11 protein-coding genes and 1 tRNA gene are annotated in these 12851 nt (G+C 38.5%); 8 read left to right on the top strand and 4 right to left on the bottom strand.

Annotated features, from left to right (window positions below):
* Window positions 1-2: 2 nt before the first annotated feature.
* The 3 genes from JXQ92_RS14835 (at window position 3) to JXQ92_RS14825 (ending at window position 2728) form a co-directional block, all read left to right on the top strand.
* Window positions 3-1835, top strand: coding sequence for a carbamoyltransferase (locus tag JXQ92_RS14835; RefSeq protein ID WP_421987418.1), 1833 nt, complete (start codon window positions 3-5; stop codon window positions 1833-1835).
* Window positions 1828-2220 carry an SxtJ family membrane protein gene (locus JXQ92_RS14830; protein WP_421987417.1) on the top strand — a complete coding sequence of 131 codons (393 nt, stop codon included), beginning with the start codon at window positions 1828-1830 and terminating at the stop codon, window positions 2218-2220. Before JXQ92_RS14835 ends, JXQ92_RS14830 begins: the two co-directional genes overlap by 8 nt.
* Before the next feature lie 88 nt (window positions 2221-2308).
* On the top strand, window positions 2309-2728 hold the full coding sequence (locus tag JXQ92_RS14825) for a 6-pyruvoyl trahydropterin synthase family protein (RefSeq protein WP_421987416.1): 420 nt from the start codon (window positions 2309-2311) through the stop codon (window positions 2726-2728).
* A gap of 18 nt (window positions 2729-2746) precedes the next feature.
* Here the strand turns inward: JXQ92_RS14825 and clpX are convergent, their stop codons facing one another.
* From clpX to JXQ92_RS14805, 4 genes are all read right to left on the bottom strand, one after another.
* The gene (clpX, locus tag JXQ92_RS14820) at window positions 2747-3973 is read right to left on the bottom strand and encodes an ATP-dependent Clp protease ATP-binding subunit ClpX (protein ID WP_421987415.1); all 1227 of its coding nucleotides are present in this window, start codon (window positions 3971-3973) and stop codon (window positions 2747-2749) included.
* Between the two features lie 4 nt (window positions 3974-3977).
* Window positions 3978-4646, bottom strand: a complete 669-nt coding sequence (locus JXQ92_RS14815; RefSeq protein ID WP_421987414.1) for a ClpP family protease — start codon at window positions 4644-4646, stop codon at window positions 3978-3980.
* Window positions 4647-4739: 93 nt separating this feature from the next.
* Complete coding sequence (tig, locus tag JXQ92_RS14810; protein ID WP_421987413.1) at window positions 4740-6065, bottom strand: trigger factor; 1326 nt, start codon at window positions 6063-6065, stop codon at window positions 4740-4742.
* Between the two features lie 65 nt (window positions 6066-6130).
* A tRNA-Leu gene (locus JXQ92_RS14805) sits at window positions 6131-6212 on the bottom strand.
* A 111-nt stretch (window positions 6213-6323) separates the two neighbouring features.
* Between JXQ92_RS14805 and JXQ92_RS14800 the strand changes: the two genes are divergently transcribed.
* The 5 genes from JXQ92_RS14800 (at window position 6324) to JXQ92_RS14780 (ending at window position 12455) form a co-directional block, all read left to right on the top strand.
* The gene (locus JXQ92_RS14800; RefSeq protein ID WP_421987412.1) at window positions 6324-8552 is read left to right on the top strand and encodes a RelA/SpoT family protein; all 2229 of its coding nucleotides are present in this window, start codon (window positions 6324-6326) and stop codon (window positions 8550-8552) included.
* 47 nt (window positions 8553-8599) lie between these two features.
* Window positions 8600-9070, top strand: coding sequence for a Fur family transcriptional regulator (locus JXQ92_RS14795; RefSeq protein ID WP_421987411.1), 471 nt, complete (start codon window positions 8600-8602; stop codon window positions 9068-9070).
* 1 nt (window position 9071) lies between these two features.
* The gene (locus JXQ92_RS14790) at window positions 9072-9413 is read left to right on the top strand and encodes an STAS domain-containing protein (protein WP_421987410.1); all 342 of its coding nucleotides are present in this window, start codon (window positions 9072-9074) and stop codon (window positions 9411-9413) included.
* A gap of 101 nt (window positions 9414-9514) precedes the next feature.
* Window positions 9515-10783, top strand: a complete 1269-nt coding sequence (locus JXQ92_RS14785; RefSeq protein ID WP_421987409.1) for an adenylosuccinate synthase — start codon at window positions 9515-9517, stop codon at window positions 10781-10783.
* A gap of 196 nt (window positions 10784-10979) precedes the next feature.
* On the top strand, window positions 10980-12455 hold the full coding sequence (locus tag JXQ92_RS14780; protein WP_421987408.1) for a hypothetical protein: 1476 nt from the start codon (window positions 10980-10982) through the stop codon (window positions 12453-12455).
* The last annotated feature ends 396 nt before the right edge of the window (window positions 12456-12851 follow it).

Raw genomic sequence — 12851 nt, 5'->3', positions numbered from 1 at the left:
CTATGAGTAAAACAGCTTCCTATATTCTAGGAATATCCGCATTCTATCATGATTCCGCAGCCTGCCTAATTCATAATGGTGAAATAATATCTGCCGCACAAGAAGAAAGGTTTACTCGGGTAAAGCACGATTCCGCCTTTCCGAGCAATGCTGTAAAATTCTGCCTGATGCAGGCGCAAATAACATTAGATGATGTAGCTAGCATTGCGTTTTACGAAAAGCCACTACTGAAGTTTGAACGTGTTTTAGAAAATTTTCTAGCCATTGCACCTAGAGGACTACGTGGCTTTATCAAGTATATGCCAGCCTGGTTAAAGGAGAAAGTTTTTTTTAGAAAGCTGCTAGATGATGCATTAAAGAAGCTTGATTTAGGAGGAATAAAACACCTCAAGGTTCAATTTTGTGAGCATCATTTGTCTCATGCCGCATGGGCATATTACACATCACCCTTCAAAGAAAGTGGCGTACTTACAATTGACGGTGTAGGAGAATGGACAACCACCGCTATTTATCACGCAAAGGAAGGCGAAATCAAGGTGCTCAAAGAGCAAAGTTATCCGCATTCACTCGGCTTATTATACTCCGCATTTACTCAATTCTTAGGGTTTAAAGTCAATGATGGAGAGTATAAAATGATGGGTTTGGCTCCCTATGGCAACCGGAACTCCGAAAGATTCAATGATTTTTATCATAGCATTAAACGCGACTTAATTACACAATACAAAGACGGGTCAGTTCATTTGAATCTCAGCTACTTTAAATTTTTGGAAGGCAAGCAAATGATTAATGATAAGAAGTGGGCGGCACTTTTTAAGATGGAAAGACGCGGATGGGAACAAGAACTGGAGCAAGCCCATTGTGATTTTGCCTTGGCAGTTCAAACGATAACAGAAGAAAGCGTGCTTTTATTAGCTGAAGAAACAAAAAGACTTACTGGTTCTGCCAACTTGTGTATTGCAGGTGGGGTGGGCTACAATTGTTCCGCAAATGGAAAGGTAGTCCAAGCAAAACTATTTGAAAATCTGCATGTACCACCGGCGGTTGGCGACGCAGGTAGTGCGGTAGGGGCCGGTCTTTTGGTTCATGCATTCCAAAACAATGAATTTCATAAAACCCAAAAAGAACAAAAGAATGACATTTCGTTTCTCGGACCTGAGTTTTCTGATCAAGAGATTAGAGCATATTTAAAATCTCAAAGTCAAGAATTCAAAGTATCAATAGATTTTGCCACAGTTTGTCAAGAAACAAGCCAGCTGTTGAGTGACGGATTGGTAGTGGGCTGGATGCAGGGAAGAATGGAATTTGGGGCAAGAGCCTTGGGTGCAAGAAGTATACTTGGTGACCCGCGAAACCCAGATATACAACGAGTCATCAATCAAAAAATAAAGTTTAGAGAATCGTTCAGACCGTTCGCGGTAATTATTCTTGAGGAAGATTTGAAAGATTATTACGACCTAGACATGAATTCGCCGTACATGGCTATAATCTGTGATATTTTGCCAGCGTTCAGAAAGGAAAAACCAGCAACATATGAGTCTTTGTCTATCAGGGAAAAATGTGATTGGATTAATTCTGATTTTCCAGGAATAACGCATGTAGATGATTCTACAAGGATTCAGACGGTAGATCAAAAAACTAACCCGAAACTCCATCAGCTTCTTACAGTATTTAAAAAATTTACCGGCTGCCCAATGTTGATAAACACAAGCTTCAATATAAAAGACCAACCAATTGTATGTTCCCCAAAAGAAGCATTTGAATGCTTCCAGAACACCAATATGGATGCTTTGGTAATGAGCAATACCATAATTTATAAGAAGGGAAAAGATGAGTGATAATAGAGATTACAATAAAGCACAATCCATTGTACTTGGTTTGGTAGCAGGGTTGCTAGCTATTTATTTTTATTTACTAACCTTTAGAGATGAAGAAGTAAGAGAGCTTCTATTGATCATATGCCTCATCGCTTTGCTATCTGTATTATCTAAGCATGTGGCACACTATATTTCTTGGGTTTGGATGAAGTTTGGGTCACTACTTGGAAAAATAAATGGAACCATACTTTTAAGTATAGTCTATTTAATTGTGGTAACGCCAATAGGGTGGATAAAGAAACTCGTATCTCCAGGAAGTCAATTTTCGCCTAAAACTGAAGCAAAGACTGCCTTTGTAGAAAGAGACAAAACTTTTACTAAGGTAGATATAGAAGAGCCTTGGTAGCTCAGCATTAATAAGTTAGCACGTTCTTTTCATAGTAAAGATTGTTGAGAAATACTTTTTAATATCTTTGCACCAAATTATCTAGAAGATGGTTTACGTCAGTAGAAAAGAACATTTTAACGCAGCCCATAAGCTATATAATCCGAATTGGTCTGATGAGAAAAATCAGGAGGTTTTCGGCCCATGCGCTAATGCCAATTGGCATGGTCATAACTTTGAATTAATTACCACAGTTAAGGGACTACCAGACCCTGATACAGGATTTGTGGTTGACCTGAAAGAACTTTCAGTATTGATCAAGAACGAGGTAATCGAAAAACTAGATCATAAAAACTTGAACATAGACGTAGACTTTATGCAAGGTAAAATGGCTAGCTGCGAAATTCTTGTGATGGAGATTTGGAAGATTCTAGCTCCTAAAGTAAATGAGATTACTAAAGAAGGTGGTCTGTATTCCTTGAAGCTTTACGAAACGCCAAGAAATTTCGTTGAGTATTTCGGAGAGTAGGGATATAAAAAAAGTGGCCTAAGCCACTTTAAGTTTTTTGAATTTCGATTTCTCGAATTTTTCCTGAGCATAAGCCCGATCTATTTCTATAGCATTGGCATCATCATCTGAAGGCACTTCAAACATTGCATCTGTCATGATAGCCTCGCAAATTGAACGCAATCCTCTAGCACCAAGCTTGAACTCTAAAGCTTTTTCTACAATATAATCCAGCGCATCATCGGTGAAGGCAAGCGCCGTCTCTTCCATATCGAAGAGTTTGGTATACTGCTTTGTCAGCGCGTTTTTAGGCTCTGTCAATATGCTTTTGAGGATTTCAGTGTTCAAAGGGTTCAAATGTGTAACAATTGGCAAACGTCCAATTAATTCTGGTATCAAACCATAGTCTTTCAAATCTTGCGCGTTCACGTGCTGATGTAAATTGTCTCTATCTACATCATGAGCGTCGTCGCTAGTAGCCGCAAATCCAAGAGGTTGCGTATTCAACCTGTTGGCGATATGCCTAGCAATTCCATCAAAAGCACCACCACATATAAAAAGAATGTTTTCTGTATTTACAGAGATCATCTTTTGGTCAGGGTGTTTTCTACCACCTTGAGGCGGTACGTTTACTGATGTTCCTTCTAATAATTTTAGAAGTGCCTGCTGAACACCCTCGCCACTTACATCTCTAGTAATTGAAGGGTTGTCCGACTTTCTGGCAATTTTATCTATTTCATCAACATAGATAATGCCCCTTTCGGCTGATTCAACATCGTAATTAGCCGCTTGAAGGAGTCTTGTAAGAATACTCTCCACATCTTCACCCACATAACCAGCTTCTGTCAAAACAGTAGCGTCAGCTATGCAAAATGGGACTTGAAGAATTTTTGCTAAGGTTTTAGCAATGTAGGTTTTGCCAGTACCTGTTTCACCAATCATGATAATGTTCGATTTTTCAATCACAATATCATCTGGATCAGCCTTTTGAATCAACCTTTTATAGTGATTATAAACAGCTACTGAAATTACCTTTTTAGCTTCATCTTGGCCAACAACATATTGGTCAAGATACTTTTTCATGTCTATGGGTTTGATCAAATTAAACTTAGGAGCATCTTCAGACGTTTTCGTCTTTAATTCTTCCGATAGTATTTGATTGGCTTGAGTAATACAATGATTACAGATGTGTGCATGTATACCTGATATCATCAGATCCACATCTTTCTTATTACGCCCACAGAAAGAGCAAGTAACTTCAGCCATATTCTTATTTTCTTTCAAGGACCTCGTCAATTAAGCCATAAGATTTTGCATCTGCAGATCTCATCCAATAGTCACGATCGGAGTCCTTCTCGATTTTACTGTATTTCTGACCAGTGTGATGAGCTAAAATCTCGTAAAGATCCTTTCTTAACTCTTGCATTTGAATTAAGGTTATCTCCATATCCCGAGATTGTCCTTGCATGCCACCACTTGGTTGGTGTATCATAATACGTGAGTGCTTTAAAGCTGCTCTTTTATTTGCTGCACCACCTGCCAGAAGTACTGCGCCCATAGATGCAGCCATACCAGTACAAATTGTAGCCACATCGGGCTTAACAAACTGCATGGTGTCGTACATCCCTAAACCAGCATATACTGATCCTCCGGGGCTGTTAATGTACATAACAATATCCCTGTTCGGATCCACAGATTCTAAAAACAATAACTGTGCAGTGATAATATTTGCAATATTATCATCAACGCCCATGCCCAAGAAGATAATTCTATCCATGATCAATCTCGAGAAAACGTCAATTTCCGCAAATCGCGTAGGACGTTCCTCAATTACTGACCTTGTCATATTTTGAATATGATTAGAATAATCATCTATGGCAGTGCCACTCACACCTTGATTGTGAATCGCAAATTTTCGAAATTCTTTACTATTATTCATTCGTTTGTTTAAACCTTAACTAACAAAATTAAAAAAAAAGCCCTTGTACGAAAGGACTTTTAAATAACAACGAAAAAGGGTAAGTGGTTCTAACTACGCACCAACTATTTCTTTGAACTTGTCCAAGCTCACCTTTTTAGTCTTAATATCAATCTTTTCGACAACAAAATTCAACACCTTTTCTTGCTGAACTTGCTCTGCCATTTTCATGTAATTCTGTCCGTTTTCACCCTGTAGATAGTTTTCTACAAAAGAATCCATTTGGTCTCCCAATTGGCCTAAACCAGAACCCATAAACTGAGCTTCAATCATTTTTCGAGTAGCCGCTTGAATATCTTCATGTTCCGCTTTTACCTCATTATCTTTGGCTACCTGTCCAGAAATTAAATTCCATCTTAGCTGATCGGCATATAAATGGTATTCTTTTTCAAGGTCAGCGTCAGTTACTTTGCCTTCGCCAGTATGCTTCAACCAATCTTTCAAGAATTCATCTGGAAGCGTAATTTTAGTATTCTTGATAAGCGTATCCTGAATCGTTTTGTTCAACCAACCTTCAGTTTCTCTACCATAGTTTTGGCTTACCGTATCAACGATCTTGTGCTTAAACTCTTCTTCAGAAGTAACAGTATCAGGACCGAAAGTCTTATCGAACAACTCTTGGTTGATGTCTGCTAATTCTTTTCTGTTTACGTTTTTAACCTCAAATATAAAGTTACTATCCATTTCAGCGAGCTCATCAGCAGTTTTACCAATTTGGGCAGCCTGCTTGGATTCATCTTTATGAAGTTTCTTTAAGTCAACTTTAATTTCGTCGCCTTTCTTCTTTCCAATGAATTTTTTGGCAGCTGTTTTCGTAAGATCACTTGGCTCAATGGTAGTATCGTGTGAGAAATCACCCTGTTTGATCGCTCCAAAAAGCACATCACCCTCTTCGCTTACATCAGGGTTAGTCATTTTACCAAACTGACTTCTAACATTGTCGATCGTTTCATCGATAACTTTGTCGTCAACTTCGATTTCATATGAGGTTACTTTAGTCTTCTTAGAAAGCTCTACTGCAAAGTCTTCAACAAGTCCAATATTGTATTCAAACTCAAAACCTTCTTGACTATCCCAATCCACTGCATCTACAGATTTTTGATTGGGAAGAGGCTCGCCTAAAATTTTAAGATCGTTGTCTTTAATGTAATCTTGCAAAGCATGACCAACCAAGTGATTGATCTCTTCAACAAGAATAGACTTGCCATACATTTTTTGAATTACTCCTTTAGGCACTTTTCCAACTCGGAAACCTTTGATTTGCGCCTTCTTGCTGTAATCTTTGATTTTTTCGTCTACTTTCGATTGATAATCAGCCGCGTTTAATTTAACTTTAATAGAGGCTAAATTCGAATCTTTTTTGTCTAACGTGATATCCAATTCTTTACAGTTTTATGTCAACATAAATAAAAACCCTCGAGTCTTTCGACTGAGGGTTCCTTTAGTGCGGATGAAGGGACTCGAACCCCCATGCCCTGAGGCGCTAGATCCTAAGTCTAGTGCGTCTACCAATTTCGCCACATCCGCGGGTACTCTGAAAATGGACTGCAAAGGTATGAGATTTACTTTTTAAATCAACAACAGTAAGAGGAAAATTTTTACTAAAAATTCATGCAGAATCTTATATAACTTTGGACTATGATTGCGGTTGATTTAGAAGAAGAAAGAAAAGAGATCATACGACGGTATCGTAGGCTTTTACGCAAAGCCAAACCCTTTTTAAAGGACGACGATGCCAAGTCAATAAAGAAAGCATTTTACACCTCTCAGGAAGCGCATAAAGAAATGCGCCGAAAAACAGGAGAGCCTTATATATACCACCCTCTAGCTGTTGCCGAAATTTGCGTTGAAGAAATCGGACTAGGGACAACATCCATAATTGCAGCCCTTTTACATGACGTAGTAGAAGACACGGAAATTGAATTAGATGAAATTGAGTCAGATTTTGGCCCCAAAGTCGCCAAGATCATTGATGGGTTAACGAAAATTTCAGGCGTTTTTGACCACGGAAGTTCTCAGCAAGCCGAAAATTTTCGAAAAATGCTGCTTACCCTTTCAGAAGATGTTCGGGTCATTCTAGTTAAGCTCGCAGATCGTCTGCACAACATGCGGACTTTAGGCAGTATGCCGAGGCATAAGCAGTTGAAGATAATTTCAGAAACTATCTATCTCTATGCCCCCCTAGCACATAGGCTAGGCTTATATGCCATTAAGTCTGAACTAGAAGATCTTTGGTTGAAATATTCAGAGCCAGAAGTCTATCAGGATATTGTCGCTAGAATTGCAGAGAATAAAGCTTCCAGAACCAGGTTCATTAAGAGTTTTATGAGCCCTATTCTAGACGAAATAAACAAAGCAGACATTAACTTTGAAGTAAAAGGAAGGCCAAAATCTATCCATTCTATATGGAGTAAGATGAATAAGCAGAATATCCCGTTCGAAGAAGTCTACGACTTATTTGCAGTAAGAATTATAGTGGATACTCCTTACGATCAAGAAAAAGCAGATTGTTGGCAAGTATATTCCATAGTTACAGATTTCTATAAACCGAATCCCGATCGTTTGAGAGATTGGGTGAGTACACCTAAGGCCAACGGTTACGAATCGTTACATACCACTGTAATGAGTAAGAAAGGGAAGTGGGTAGAAGTGCAGATTCGTACCAAACGCATGAACGATATTGCTGAGAAAGGATATGCGGCCCATTGGAAGTATAAAGATGGCATGTCTCAATCACATGAGTCTGGCCTAGAGCTCTGGATTGGCAAGGTTCGCGAAATGCTAGAGCAGAACGATACGAATGCCATTGAATTTGTCGATGACTTTAGAGCGAACTTATTCAATGAAGAAGTTTTTGTTTTTACACCAAAAGGCGATTTAAAGATCTTACCAAAGGGAGCCACCTCCTTAGACTTTGCATTTGATATTCACACAGAAGTAGGCGCCAAATGTTTAGGCGCTAAAGTAAATAACAAATTGGTTCCGCTCGACTATACCTTAAAGAACGGAGATCAAATTGAAATTTTAACCTCTGGAAAACAAAAGCCGAATGAAGATTGGCTACGTTTTGTCGTTACGTCAAAAGCCAAATCAAAAATAAAGGATACACTTAAGGAGGCTAAGAAGAAAGCTGCATTAGACGGAAAAGAGATTGTACAGCGTAAGCTAAAGCAAATGAAAATTCCTTTCGATGGAGATGTTACTAATCAGCTGCGGGCTTATTTCGAAGAGAAAACGGTAACAGACTTCTATTATAAAGTTGGAAAAGGCCTGATAGATGCTTCTAAGATTAAGAACTTCAAAGACTTTAAAACCAAGAAGCAGAAAAGTACAAGGGTAAAAAGTAAAGACTTTGAATACTCTGATGATTTCAGCAAGGTTAAGAAAGAGGGCACCGATATCCTCTTGATTGGTGAAGACATGGATGTCTTCGATTATAAATTTGCCAAATGTTGCAACCCGATTCCTGGAGATGATGTTTTTGGATTTGTGACAATTAATGAAGGCATTAAAATCCATAGAACAACCTGCCCGAATGCACCAGAACTATTATCAAATCATGGTAATAGAATAGTAAAGGCCAAATGGCTCTCCGAACAACAAAATGCATTCTTGGCAGGCCTTAGAATTATCGGTACCGATAGAGTGGGCTTAATGCGTGATGTTACAGACATTATTTCCAATGAATTGAAAGTGAATATGCGATCGATAAGTATCGACACCGAAACAGGAATTTTTGATGGTCAGATTAAGCTCTATATAAATAGTACACGTCATTTAGATCAGCTGATTCAAAAGCTTGAGAAGGTAATGGGAGTAATGCGTGTTACAAGAACTATTTCCGACCAAGAGAAAGAAGAAGGCTAGTATTCTAAATGGTAAAGAATCTTATATTTGCATCCTAATAAATCGAAATGTCGCTTAACCAAAAAGTCTTTGATGAAGTCAGGGAGATTTTCACCGCTTATCTTGAGAATAAGGGGTTAAGAAAGACACCCGAACGTTTCGCCATACTTGAAGAAATTTATACCCGCGATGGTCACTTCGATGTAGAATCACTCTACATCAGCATGAAGAATAAAAACTATAGAGTTTCGAGAGCAACAGTTTATAATACCCTTGATTTATTAGTAGAGTGCGATTTGGTTACAAAGCACCAATTCGGTAAAAATATGGCACAATACGAGAAATCGTATGGCTACAAACAGCATGATCATATTCTCATGGTTGATTCTTCAGAAGTAATTGAGTTTTGCGACCCAAGGATTCAGAATATCAAGAATACCCTTGAAGAAATGTTTGACATAGATATTATGCACCACACGCTTTACTTTTTTGCAAAAAAGAAGTCGAACAAAGCGGAAACAAAAGAAAAAGAAAGTTGATATGGAGTTTACCGCTAAGCAAGAGAATGGCGTACTGATGCTTTCCTTAAATGGAGATTTAATAGGAGAAAATAGTGGGTCGGGAATCCTAGAAGCTGCTAATGAAGCTATTAATAAAGGAGTAATACTTTGTCTGGTCGACATTGAGCATGTCAAGTATATCAATAGTAGTGGTATTGGTGTGCTGATTACTTTGCTTACCAAATTCAGAAATCAAAGCGGAGAAGTAGCTATTGTTAAACCATCGGAGCATGTAAAAAAGCTTTTGATCATAACGAAGCTTACCGCGATTTTCAAAATAGCAGATTCACATGAAGATGCCATTGCTATACTGAATTCATAGTAGCGGCAAAAAGAAATTAGATTAAACGAGATCTATTAATCAAATAATTAAGGTCTCTCAAATAAAGTCTGTCCTTAGGGGCAGTTGAAAACAAAAAACAAATGAAAGTAGACGTACTATTGGGCTTACAGTGGGGTGACGAAGGCAAAGGAAAAGTTGTTGACTATTTAGCACCCAAATATAATGTTGTAGCCAGGTTTCAAGGTGGACCAAACGCCGGACACACGCTAGAATTTGATGGCCATAAGCACGTTTTACATCAAATACCTTCCGGTATTTTCAGAGATAAGATCAAAAACATTATTGGTAATGGTGTTGTCTTAGATCCAGTTGTATTTAAAAAAGAAATTGAAGGTTTAGCTAAATTCGAGATCGACCTTAAGGCTAATCTGTTTATATCTAAGAAAACGCAGCTAATCTTACCTACACATAAATTGCTTGATGCAGCCTATGAGAAGGCCAAAGGGAAAGATAAAATAGGTTCAACGCTGAAGGGCATAGGCCCATCTTATCAAGACAAAATCGCAAGAAATGGTCTGCGCGTTGGAGATATCATGGCGCCAGGTTTTGAAGATCGGTATAGAAACTTAGTAGGTAAGCACGAAAACACTTTAAAGCATTACGAATTAGAATATGACCTAGCCGAAGTCGAAGCGCCATTCTTTGAAGCGATTGAATTTTTAAGAAGCTTTAAGCTTGTTAATTCTGAATACCTAATCAACAAAAGCGTTGCGTCTTCTGAAACTATTTTAGCAGAAGGTGCACAAGGATCTTTATTGGATATTGATTTTGGAAGTTACCCTTATGTAACTAGTTCTAATACCATGACAGCAGGAGCCTGTACTGGATTAGGAGTAGCACCAAAGAACATTGGTGAAGTATTTGGCATTTTCAAAGCTTACTGTACTAGAGTTGGTGGAGGGCCATTCCCAACAGAGTTATTTGATGAAACAGGAGAAGCTATTCAGAAAGAAGGTCATGAATTTGGAGCTACTACAGGTAGAGCACGAAGATGTGGTTGGTTAGATTTGCCAGCATTGAAATATGCCATTATGATTAATGGTGTTACTCAATTGTTTATGATGAAGGCAGACGTTCTTTCTATACTTGATGAAGTTAAAGTCTGTACAAGCTACAAGCTAGCTGATGGGTCTCTGACCGAAGAGATGCCATTTCAACTAGTTGATGAAGAAGTGGAGCCTGTTTACGATACATTACCAGGGTGGAAAGTTGATGTTACTGGCGTGAAGTCTATGGATGATATGCCCCAAGAGCTTTCTTCTTATATTAAGTATATAGAAGAGGCCACTGGAGTGCCAATCAAAATTGTTTCAGTAGGTCCTGACAGAACACAGACAATTCTTCGATAAATAGATTTGTCTTTAAAGCATTAAGCGTTTCTCGATATCGGGAAGCGCTTTTTTTATGAATTGCAATGCGATCTAGCCTTTTAAAGGCTTGTTTCTTTTAGCAATAACACTGTTTCAATATTGGATAAGTTGATTTAATGTAACGTTCAAGTCATATGTCTGATTTGAATTTGAGCGCCACTTTAAAATGAAACTCATGAAAAAGTATCTATTACCCGTTGCGATTTTTACTCTTGTAAGTGTCTCATTGCAAAGCTGTAAAACCGATGATGGGCCCTCTGGTCTTGATGCACGTTTGGTATATAACAATCCGCTAGAATTCTTCGATATAGTTGATCACTCCTATGCATCATTCTGGGCGGCTACCCACCAAACTTATCCCAATATGCCTATCAATGTTATGGCACAGGGGCTAGTATCGAATCTCGGAAATTGGGGTATGAGAGACGTTAGTGCATTACCTAGAGTGGCCTTAAGAAATGATGCAGATTACATCTATTCCGATCTTTTCTCTATACCGTGGGAAGGGTTATACGAAACGCTCACGCCCCTCAATGGAATTTTAGAGGTAATGAATGAAGATCGCGATGAAGTGCTGGCTATAATTGGTGCGGATGAATTCAATGCAATTGCAGCCAATGCTAAAGCACTTCAAGGCTTATCTTTAGGTTATCTGTCTCTTATTTATAACAAAGCATTTATAGTTGACGAGAATTCTGACTTGGATAATTTAATCTATAGTTCCTTTGAAGATGTTAATGATGCGGCCATTGAAAAGTTGGTGTCAGCTGTTGATTTATTTGAGGAAGGTGGTGATATGACCGGTTGGAATGGACAAACGTTCAGTAACCTCGAAGTGATCAATATTTTAAAAGCGTTTATCGCAAAATTTGAAGTGTCACAAGCAAGAAATTCGGAAGAAGTTTCTAGCCTTGATTGGAATAGAGTTTTGGCGAATACTGAAGGTAGCATCACCGATCTAGCACCGCTCGGGACAGGCGCCGAGGAAGAGTGGTGGAACAGAATGTTGATACAAGGGCAGGATAAAATTTTCACACGCGTTCATCAGAAAATTATTAAAATGATGAATCCCTCTAAGCCTGAAGCTGAAGTGCCATACCCTATTCCCGATGGTACTCCTTTTTTACCAGAAATTGAAGAGCCAGATGACAACCGAATCTTAACCGATTTTGATTATAGCGAAACGCCTGAGATCGCTAGTAGATTACCTACCATTGGCGCCTATAGTTACAATCGATATAGTGTATATAGAGAAAGCCTCGCTGGGCCAATGATTTTTTTATCTGATGCTGAAGTAAGGTTGCTCCGCGCAGAAGCTTTGTTGAGAACGAATGGAGATAAAGTCGAAGTGGTAGGGCTCATAAATGAAACCAGAGTTAATAGAGGAGGTTTGACACCGCTTTCTGGTCAAGAATCTGATGAGTTGATTTTAGAAGCTATTGCTTATGAAAGGATAGTTGAATTTTCTCACCATGGTACTTGCAATGTTTGGTTTTACAGGCGAATGATTACGCCTTCTGGAAATCAAGATGCATCGTCGCTATATTATTTGGAACCACGTACCGCAAGACATCTTCCAGTTCCTGCCAGTATATTAGAATTTAGGGGAGAGTCACTTTATACATTCGGTGGAGATGAATCAGAACAATAGCGCTTTTGATGGGATATGGATTCCCTGAAAAATGCGAGAAATCATGAGTTTTGCATCTTCTTGAGTGCAAATCTAAAAATACTTTTACTGTCAATATCTGATTATGAGTATGTTATCAATTAGGTGTAATTTCTTTTTAGAAATCTTTCCCCATGAAGAATAATTAACATACCTTTGTCGTCCCGTTCGAAAGGAGCGGGTTGAACATGTTGAGCACTTAAAATAGGGATTAAAAATATTTTTAAATTATTTTCTCCTGTTTGTTTTGAGTGTAAATATTTTCATTACCTTTGCATCCGCTTTGGGGATGAGAGTTGTCAAGGTGTTAAAAAAAGGGGTTACTAAAACGTTGGTGGCTTTAAAGATTTGGGAGAGTTAGTGCTCTTTTAGATTACG

Source organism: Roseivirga sp. (assembly GCF_049099775.1).
Classification (GTDB): Bacteria; Bacteroidota; Bacteroidia; order Cytophagales; family Cyclobacteriaceae; genus Roseivirga.
Note: the sequence above shows the minus strand (reverse complement) of the source record. Positions and strands in the feature narration are given on the sequence as shown.

Bases quoted from the DNA above. Each gene is read 5' to 3' on its own strand.
- JXQ92_RS14790 (WP_421987410.1), top strand. From the start codon at position 9,072: ATGGAGTTTACCGCTAAGCAAGAGAATGGCGTACTGATGCTTTCCTTA.
- JXQ92_RS14800 (WP_421987412.1), top strand. From the start codon at position 6,324: ATGATTGCGGTTGATTTAGAAGAAGAAAGAAAAGAGATCATACGACGG.
- JXQ92_RS14830 (WP_421987417.1), top strand. From the start codon at position 1,828: ATGAGTGATAATAGAGATTACAATAAAGCACAATCCATTGTACTTGGT.
- JXQ92_RS14795 (WP_421987411.1), top strand. From the start codon at position 8,600: ATGTCGCTTAACCAAAAAGTCTTTGATGAAGTCAGGGAGATTTTCACC.
- clpX (WP_421987415.1), bottom strand. From the start codon at position 3,973: ATGGCTGAAGTTACTTGCTCTTTCTGTGGGCGTAATAAGAAAGATGTG.
- JXQ92_RS14815 (WP_421987414.1), bottom strand. From the start codon at position 4,646: ATGAATAATAGTAAAGAATTTCGAAAATTTGCGATTCACAATCAAGGT.
- JXQ92_RS14835 (WP_421987418.1), top strand. From the start codon at position 3: ATGAGTAAAACAGCTTCCTATATTCTAGGAATATCCGCATTCTATCAT.
- JXQ92_RS14785 (WP_421987409.1), top strand. From the start codon at position 9,515: ATGAAAGTAGACGTACTATTGGGCTTACAGTGGGGTGACGAAGGCAAA.
- JXQ92_RS14780 (WP_421987408.1), top strand. From the start codon at position 10,980: ATGAAAAAGTATCTATTACCCGTTGCGATTTTTACTCTTGTAAGTGTC.
- JXQ92_RS14825 (WP_421987416.1), top strand. From the start codon at position 2,309: ATGGTTTACGTCAGTAGAAAAGAACATTTTAACGCAGCCCATAAGCTA.